Source organism: Mesorhizobium sp. WSM4820 (assembly GCF_055811075.1).
Map to the genome: position 1 here is coordinate 150467 of NZ_JBVVQN010000016.1, position 7940 is coordinate 158406.

Consider the following 7940-nt stretch of genomic DNA (forward strand, 5'->3'; position numbering starts at 1 on the left):
AGGACTTGCTCGATATGAGTCAGCGGTGGCTGAAGCGTGGAGCGCGTCTCCAACCAGATTTGAAATCGGCAGTGAAGTAGTAGTATTCTCGGATTGGGGATTAGCCCACGGCGCTATCCATGTGCATGAGTGTCACCTCGACTGAACCTGAAAACCTGAGAGAAACCACTTTTGGGCGAAAAAAAAGATGACCACGAGTGGGGCAACGATGATTGTCGCCGCCGCCATCATGTGTCCGTAGTCGACGCCCTGATCGGCCGTCTTGAAGAACACGAGGCCAAGCGGCGGGGTCGCAAGGTCCCGTGATTGCACTATGATCATCGGCCACAACAGATCGTTCCAGTGGCTCGATATTGAGAACGCGCTGAAGGCAAGAACAGCAGGGACCGCAAGGGGTACCATGACGCGGAGAATGATTCCTAACTCGCTCATGCCGTCTATGCGGGCGGCATGGACATAGTCGTCGGGGATCGACCGGAAGAACTGCCGGAACAGGAATATCCCGAATGCCGAAATGCAGTGCGGCAAGATGAGACCTACGTAGCTATCGAGGAGCCCTATGTAGTAAAAAAGGATATAGAGCGGGACTACCAGTGCTTGTCCTGGGATCAGCAGCGCTGACACGGTAAGCAGGAAGAATTTCTCTTTGCCGGGAAAGCGAAGCTTGGCGAGAGCATAAGCGCATGGGAAGGCAATAAATAATTGCAGGACCAAAATTCCCACGCAGACGATCACGCCATTGGCGAGAAATTTGAGCATGTCCGTATCCGCGAAGACATCAAAATAGTTATCAAGCACGTTCCAGCGCGTCGGTAAGAGGTTCCATAGACTGGGTGACCGGAAGATCTCCTGGGAAGACTTGAGGGACGTGCTTAGCATCCAGACAAACGGCAAGAGCATGAAGGCGCTGGTCAGGCAGAGAGCGACGTGGCGTGCAACACGCCGCGACAGGGGCAGTTTTCGATAGGTGGTCATGAGTAATGCACCCGTCGTTCACCAAGCCTCATCTGGAGAAGAGTGAGCACGAATAGGATTGCGAGGAACACAACTGTAATTGCTGCCGCATATCCTGTTCGCAAGAAGCGAAAGCCCTCTGAATAGATCATGTACATCAGGACCTGGCTGCTCGAACCGGGACGGCCCTGGGTCAGCATTGCAACGGTGTCGAAGACTTGGAACGCACGGATTGCAACCAGAACGAACACGAAGATAGTAACCGGTCCCAGTTGGGGCCAAATGACCGTCCTGAAGCGATCCCAGAGTCCATCCGCGCCGTCGACGTCCGATGCTTCGTATAATTCTTGCGGGATCGTGCGCAGACCCGCCACGAACAACACCATGCAGAAGCCAGCGTTCTGCCAAATCCCAATGATCGCGAGACTGATGACGACTAGCCTGGGGTCAGAGAGCCAAGCTTGCTTGGCAACACCCAAGATGCCAAGAAAACTGTTCAAGGCACCAATGGTCGGGTGGAGGAGAACCTCCCATGACAATGCCATGGCCGCCATAGTCGCGAGCACAGGAAGAAAGTGGATTGTTTGATAGATTGTGCGTCCGCTCGGCGCAGCCTCGATCAAAAGTGCCACCATCAACCCAATAGCAATAGAGCCCGGAACGACAATTGCCGCATAGGTCGCGGTGTTGCCGAGTGCGGCCCAAAATATCGGGTTGCTCAAGAGCTCTCGGTAGTTTCCCAAGCCGGAGATCTGAAAGGTGCTATCGCCGAGCTGCCAGTTCGAATGGGAAAACACAAACACAGCGACAACCGGGCCAAACACAAACAAGAGCAAGGCGATGGCAGCCGGGCTGATGAAGATGTAGGCCTTCGCTGCCTCGTTTCCTGTTCTCGACGGCACTTGATCGGTCACCGCATGCGGAATGTAGCCTCTGCTGGATTCAAGCAACTGACGTCTCCCTCGTCTTTTGGAGCGATATGGGGAGTCGTTCACCTTCATTATTGAAGACAAGGCATCTTGTCGGGTCGAGGGTCAGGAATACTTCCGCCCCTCGCTCGGGGATTGTTCCCTCGTAGGGATGGAGGCGCAGAGTTAGGCGCTCATTCCGACCATTCGCCAGAACGACGGTAAGCAATACTTCACTTCCGAGGTTTCGGCCCAACTCCGCATGGCCGACAAGCAGCCCGTCCATTTTCGTGGTGAGTCGAACCGATTCGGGACGAACTCCAAGCTTTACTAACCCATTCACCATATCCGACATGCGAATGGGAAGCTTTTTGCCTGACACACAAAGAAATCGATCTACCACTTCGCCGGCTATCACATTGATCTCCGGCGTGCCGATGAAGCGGGCAACACGAATATGTTTCGGGTTTGTGTAGATCTCGGAGGGGCTGTCGATTTGGAAGATTCGCCCGTCGAACATGACCCCAATGCGATGAGACATCGTCATTGCTTCAGCTTGGTCGTGCGTGACGTATACAATGGTAGCAGCAAGTCGAGCGTGAAGATCGATGAGTTCCGACTGCATCTGAACCCTGAGTGCTGCATCTAGGTTTGACAGCGGCTCATCCATCAGGAAAACGCGTGGATGGCGCACGATCGCTCGCCCGATCGCCACCCGTTGCCGTTGACCTCCCGACAACTGACCGGGTTTTCGGGAAAGAAGATCCTCGATACCGAGAAGATTTGCAGCCTTTTCAACCTCGCTCTGGATCGTCCGGATTGTGTCTCCGTTCTGCGTCAGATGACGAAAAATTGGGATGCGATCAGCAAGTTTCAGGCGCCGCATTCGCAGCGGCACAGCCATGTTGTCGAAAGAGGACATGTGCGGGTAGAGAGCATAAGTTTGGAATACCATCGCTATGTCGCGTTCCTTTGGAGACAAGCCGTCGACTTGTTTGTTGTCGAGCCGGACATTGCCGCCGTCCTGGTCAAGGAGACCTGCGATGATTCGCAACAAGGTCGACTTCCCGCAACCAGACGGCCCAAGCAACGATAAGAACTCTCCTGGCAGGATCGAAAGATCAATACTATCGAGGATCGGCTTTGGTCCGCCGAATGTTTTCGATATTCCCCTCAATTCCAAAGACATCAGATAATTCCCCCGATTTGGAGTTCTTAGACGGCGACTCCGATCTCATCCCCAGGTCCCCACGGGGCGAACTCTGACCGGATTTCTGCACCTCGCTGAAAGCGGCTCGGGCGATAATCCGCGAGTATCGCCTCTTCGTTGTCGTATAGAACCTCTGATGCTGCGAGCTTGCCAATTAGTCCTGACAAGGAGATGCCACTATGGGTAACCGCGATCCAGCTTCGCTTGTGCCCGGGGAGTCGGCCAACCATCGGTTTTCCGTCGCCAGGAATTGGGCGGACACCTATGCGGAAGCTCTCCATCTCATTTTCGCCAAAGCCTCGCACCCACGGTTTGACCAGCGACGTAGTCTCCCGTCCCGCCTGTTCAGCTTCTGCCTTGCTCGGCATTTCTTTTCGATAGTCGGTACGGCCAGCGAGAATCCTTCCGCTCCCGTCCGGCTTGAAATGGACCTTGCCCGCATAAACAACATGCCGAAGCCTGATCGGTAAAGGGCGAGTGATGATCGTGATGCCAGGCTGTGTAGCTACAGGCAAGTCGACGCCGATCTTTACGAGCAAGTCTGTCGTTTGCGGCCCCGTGCAAACGAGCACTTGATCCACGGTGAACGTCCGCTGATCAGTTCTAATAGTTACGTCGGAGTCACTTTCCTCGAATCCCAGCACATTCTCGCCAACGAAGAGGCGAGCACCTCGGTCTCTCGCACCTGCGAGTAGCCTACCGACGACAGGGATCGACTCCATCCGACCTTCCCCAGGCATCCGATAGACTGGATAACGCGTTTCTGGAAAAATGAGGTCCGGTTCAAACCGAGCTACAAACTCATTACCGGTATAGCGTTCGCAGGCGAGTCCTGCCGCAGACGACTCGAGGGCATGTTTTTCGAGTTGAGCGGCACCGGCTTCGTTGTCGACATAGTACACACTCCCATCCCGATGGATGAACTCTGAAGCCCCAATCTCCTTTGCTAACTCGTCCCAGTAGTTGAGCGCGGCAATTCGCAGTTGGGCATATCCTGCAGCGAAGCGGAACGCGTTCAAATAGGCGAATGTCGACGTAGACGTCCCCGCACCAGGACGCGCGCTATCAAAGATGTCGACCCGTGCGCCTCTCTGAGAGAGATGATACGCAACTGACGCGCCTATGATCCCTGCTCCGATAACGGCTATATGCAAGTTTTAACTCCCTTGGCAAAAGATGTACACGGATAGCTAACATGCACACCTTTATCGGTGGTTTGTTACAAATATGTGAAGGTGCGCAAAGCCACGGTTTTTGAGCGCGTTGTAATAGATTATAGGTCAGAAATCCTTGCCAAGCAGAGAGTTGGGGAATGCAGCAAAACGCTGAGTATGTAGAGAAAATGCCGGTCTGGCGACACATCGAAGAGACACTCAGGGGCGAGATCCTGGATCGTCGTTGGGGTCCGGATGACCGACTGCCACCCGAGGGAGAGATCGCCAATCGATTTCAAGTCAGCAAGACCACAGCCAGGAAGGCGCTCGCCAGCCTCCAGCAGCACGGCTTCATCCGAATCGAACCCGGACGTGGTACATTCGTTCAGGATGCGATCCTGCCTTACGATCTCGGCGGCGATAACCGATTTTGCCACTATTTGACATCAATCAACGTCGATACCAGAAGCGAGGTGATCAATGCAAAGCCGATTGCCGCGTCTCAGGAAGTAGCGTCTTTGCTCAACCTTAGGAGCGGCGAGAGCGTGATTTATATAAGGACGAAAGCTTTTGCCGATCAGCGTGTCGTTCTAGTTTCAAATAATTACCTACCAACCCGTAGATTTCCGGGGTTCATGGAAAGGTATAACGCGATAGGATCTATAACTGTCACTTTGAAATCGTACGGTATTGCTAAAAAAAGGCGATTAAGTAGCGTTCTTCTAAGCCGGATGCCCGCAGTCGAAGAAGCAAGGCTCCTTCAGCAGCCACGAACTAGGCCCGTCACTGAACTCGTTTTGGTGATGTGCGACCAGAATCGAGCACCGATTTGGGCTGACTTATCTTGCTTCGCGGGCGACCGGGTGAAGTTTATCCTTCCATCAGAGGACTAGCGCTGGCGCTGAGGCTCTCGCCGCCGGTTCACCGCCATTGCCTCAAAATGGCGGCCCCGTGACACGCTCTGTGGGGTTTGTCAGTCCGCGCCACAGGCTTGTGGGCCGATCTGTTGTTTGCAGCAGGCTAAAAGAGCTGAACAGCAAGCATAAACTTTGTCGCCGGCTCGATCCGTCAGATTGGAACGAGATTTGCGCCCTTGGGGGTGAGACGATGGCAGCAGCCGACCGGCTCTCCTGTCGCGGGCCCCGCGATCGACACAACCAAGGAAGGAGCCCAGCATAGCACAGGCACCGCCAGCCGAGAACTCGCCGTTGGCCGGCGCAAGCCCTTGTGCACCGCTGGGTCGTCCACTTCTCGCCCCAGCTTCTGGAGCGCTTCAACGGGCGCAAGCGCGCCGTCACCGGCAAGTGGCACATGGACGAGACATACATCAAGATACGCGGCCAACGGATGTATCTTCGTGCCGTCGACGGTCGGCGACACGGTCGAGTTCTTCTTCAGCGAACACCGCGACCTGTCGGCAGCCAAGCGCTTCTTCCGGAAGGCCCTGGAGCGCCATGGCAGACCGGATCGCATCGTCATCGACGGCAGCCCGACCAATCATGAGGCGATCATTTCCTGCGACGCCGAACACCGTCTGCGGAATCGATCGCGATCAGCGCTGAAGCCGATCCGCATCCGCAAGAGCAAGTACCTCAACAATCGGATCGGGACCATCGGCGCATCAAGCGCCGCACGTCTAGGCAGCGGTCTTGATCTCGGCCATGACGCCGACGATGTCGTTCACCACCGTCTCGACCAGCTTCTGGTCGTCGCCCTCGGCCATAACCCGAATCAGGGGCTCGGTGCCGGAAGGCCGGATCACTAGGCGGCCGGACTTGCCGAGCCGGTTGCGGGCATCCTCGATCGCGGCCTTGACGGGTGCTGTCTCCAGGGGCTCGCCGCCGGAAAAGCGCACATTCTTCATGAGCTGCGGCACCGGCTCGAACTTTTTGCAGATCTCGCTGACCGGCTTGTTCTGGCGCTTGATGCAGGCCAGCACCTGCAGCGCCGAGACCAGCCCGTCGCCGGTGGTGGAGAAATCAGACAGCACGATATGGCCGGACTGCTCGCCGCCGACATTCAGCCCATGCGCGCGCATGTGCTCGACCACGTAACGGTCGCCGACCTGGGTTCGGTGAAGTTGCAGGCCGGCTTCACCGAGGAAGCGTTCGAGGCCAAGATTGGACATGACGGTGGCGACGACGCCGCCGCCTGCGAGGCGGCCGCTCTGATGCCAGGATTCGGCGATCAGCGCCATGATCTGGTCGCCGTCGACGACAGCGCCGTTCTCGTCGACGATGACCACGCGGTCAGCGTCGCCATCGAGCGCTATGCCGATGTCGGCGCGCACTTCATGAACCTTCTTGGAAAGGCCCACCGGGTGCGTCGAACCGCATTCCTCGTTGATGTTGAAGCCGTTCGGCTCGTTGTTGATGGTGATGACCTCGGCGCCGAGTTCCCAAAGCGCTGCCGGCGCCACTTTGTAGGCGGCGCCGTTGGCGCAATCGACCACGATGCGCAGGCCCGCCAGCGACATGGCCCGCGGCAGAGTGCGCTTGGCGAATTCGATATAGCGGTCGTGCACGCCGTCCACGCGCTTGGCGCGCCCGAGCCCATCCGCGTCGGCCAGCGAAATGTCGACATCCTGGTCGAGCAGCGCCTCGATGCGCATCTCGATCTCGTCCGACAGCTTGTAGCCGTCGGGGCCGAACAGCTTGATACCGTTATCGTAATAGGGGTTGTGCGAGGCCGAGATCATCACGCCGATATCGGCGCGCAGCGACCGCGCCAGCATGGCGACCGCCGGCGTCGGAATCGGCCCCAGCAGGAACACATCCATGCCGGCGGCACAGAAGCCCGCGACCAGCGCGTTCTCGATCATATAGCCCGACAGCCGCGTATCCTTGCCGAGCACGACGCGATGGCGATGGTGGCCGCGCTGGAACGACAGGCCGGCAGCCATGCCGACCTTCATCGCAACCTCGGCGGTCATCGGAAATTTGTTGGCCCCTCCCCGGATCCCGTCCGTTCCGAAATATCGTCTCGTCATCTTACTCGACGTGCCCTTATATGATTCACCCAAGTGTCGCCTCGTGGACATTCCCACAGGCTGCCAGTGTCCGAGTGACTGGCCGCGTGCCACTCCGCATCTTCTTTGCAGAATACCATGATTGTCAGGACGAAAGTGTCCTTAGCTCACAATCTGGGGTGAGGACAAGAGCTGTACAAAATCTTGCGCTAAGCCCCAACGGATCGTGAAACTCATGCGGCTCGCCGGGTTGGGGTCGGTAGCCTAAGGGTTCGAAAGCCTTTGGGCATCAGATGCTCGGTGTCCCAGGTGTAGATGCCTGTCAGGTTGATATGTTCCCAACTCAGCGGCGAGATATGCTTCAACAGCGTATCTGGAATGTTTCGCCCTGGCCTGCCGGCCATCTCCCCCTCAAGGAGGGAGATTGGCAGCTTCGCCGCTGCGCCCATCTCTGCAACATATGCCGGTGCTGCCGAGCAGGCTGATGGAATCGACCTCAGCCGCGATCAGCCGGCTGACCAGTTTCCGTAGCGCGTCAACGTCGACTCAGCCGGAACGATCGGCGGGGGTGATCGGAAAAGCAGACAGGCCGTTCGCGAAAAATCATGGTTCAATTCCTCGATGGTGGGGACGAAACCCGGCCAGTAATGGCCGTCAGGCGTCGGCCGCTTGCCGAAGATGGCCTGACCGACGCGCACGACAGTGGCGCCTTCCTCGATGGCTTCCTCGAAGTCTCCGGTCATACC

At 57.0% G+C, this 7940-nt stretch carries 6 protein-coding genes and 3 pseudogenes; 2 read left to right on the forward strand and 7 right to left on the reverse strand.

The window, feature by feature from the left end; all coding sequences use genetic code 11:
• Positions 1 to 132 precede the first annotated feature (132 nt).
• Genes AC0L2R_RS24430 through AC0L2R_RS24445 form a run of 4 tightly spaced genes read right to left on the reverse strand, consistent with a single transcriptional unit; the run spans position 133 to position 4226 of the window.
• Positions 133 to 975, reverse strand: a complete 843-nt coding sequence (locus AC0L2R_RS24430) for a carbohydrate ABC transporter permease (RefSeq protein WP_473512029.1) — start codon at positions 973 to 975, stop codon at positions 133 to 135.
• A complete protein-coding gene (locus AC0L2R_RS24435; RefSeq protein WP_473512030.1) occupies positions 972 to 1904 on the reverse strand; it encodes a carbohydrate ABC transporter permease in 933 nt (310 codons plus the stop codon). The genes AC0L2R_RS24430 and AC0L2R_RS24435 overlap by 4 nt, the downstream gene beginning before the upstream one ends.
• A complete protein-coding gene (locus AC0L2R_RS24440) occupies positions 1897 to 3051 on the reverse strand; it encodes an ABC transporter ATP-binding protein (RefSeq protein ID WP_473512032.1) in 1155 nt (384 codons plus the stop codon). Before AC0L2R_RS24440 ends, AC0L2R_RS24435 begins: the two co-directional genes overlap by 8 nt.
• A 26-nt stretch (positions 3052 to 3077) precedes the next feature.
• Positions 3078 to 4226, reverse strand: coding sequence for an NAD(P)/FAD-dependent oxidoreductase (locus AC0L2R_RS24445; protein ID WP_473512033.1), 1149 nt, complete (start codon positions 4224 to 4226; stop codon positions 3078 to 3080).
• Positions 4227 to 4384: 158 nt separating this feature from the next.
• Here AC0L2R_RS24445 and phnF point away from each other — a divergent pair, with 158 nt between their 5' ends.
• Positions 4385 to 5119: a phosphonate metabolism transcriptional regulator PhnF gene (gene phnF, locus AC0L2R_RS24450; RefSeq protein WP_473512034.1), complete on the forward strand. Its 735-nt coding sequence runs from the start codon at positions 4385 to 4387 to the stop codon at positions 5117 to 5119.
• Between the two features lie 334 nt (positions 5120 to 5453).
• A pseudogene (locus AC0L2R_RS24455) lies at positions 5454 to 5858 on the forward strand (IS6 family transposase); the annotation flags it as partial.
• A gap of 4 nt (positions 5859 to 5862) precedes the next feature.
• Here AC0L2R_RS24455 and glmM read toward each other — a convergent pair.
• The 3 genes and pseudogenes from glmM to AC0L2R_RS24470 all read right to left on the reverse strand — a co-directional run.
• Positions 5863 to 7215 (reverse strand): phosphoglucosamine mutase, encoded by a 1353-nt coding sequence (gene glmM, locus AC0L2R_RS24460; protein WP_473512036.1) that lies wholly within the window; start codon positions 7213 to 7215, stop codon positions 5863 to 5865.
• 212 nt (positions 7216 to 7427) lie between these two features.
• Positions 7428 to 7583, reverse strand: a pseudogene (locus AC0L2R_RS24465) (hypothetical protein); the annotation flags it as partial.
• A gap of 117 nt (positions 7584 to 7700) precedes the next feature.
• Positions 7701 to 7940: pseudogene (locus AC0L2R_RS24470) on the reverse strand (hypothetical protein); the annotation flags it as partial.

What these genes read in the sequence shown, in the direction of transcription:
- AC0L2R_RS24430 (WP_473512029.1), bottom strand. Translation starts at nt 975, where the DNA reads ATGACCACCTATCGAAAACTGCCCCTGTCGCGGCGTGTTGCACGCCAC.
- AC0L2R_RS24440 (WP_473512032.1), bottom strand. Translation starts at nt 3,051, where the DNA reads ATGTCTTTGGAATTGAGGGGAATATCGAAAACATTCGGCGGACCAAAG.
- phnF (WP_473512034.1), top strand. Translation starts at nt 4,385, where the DNA reads ATGCAGCAAAACGCTGAGTATGTAGAGAAAATGCCGGTCTGGCGACAC.
- glmM (WP_473512036.1), bottom strand. Translation starts at nt 7,215, where the DNA reads ATGACGAGACGATATTTCGGAACGGACGGGATCCGGGGAGGGGCCAAC.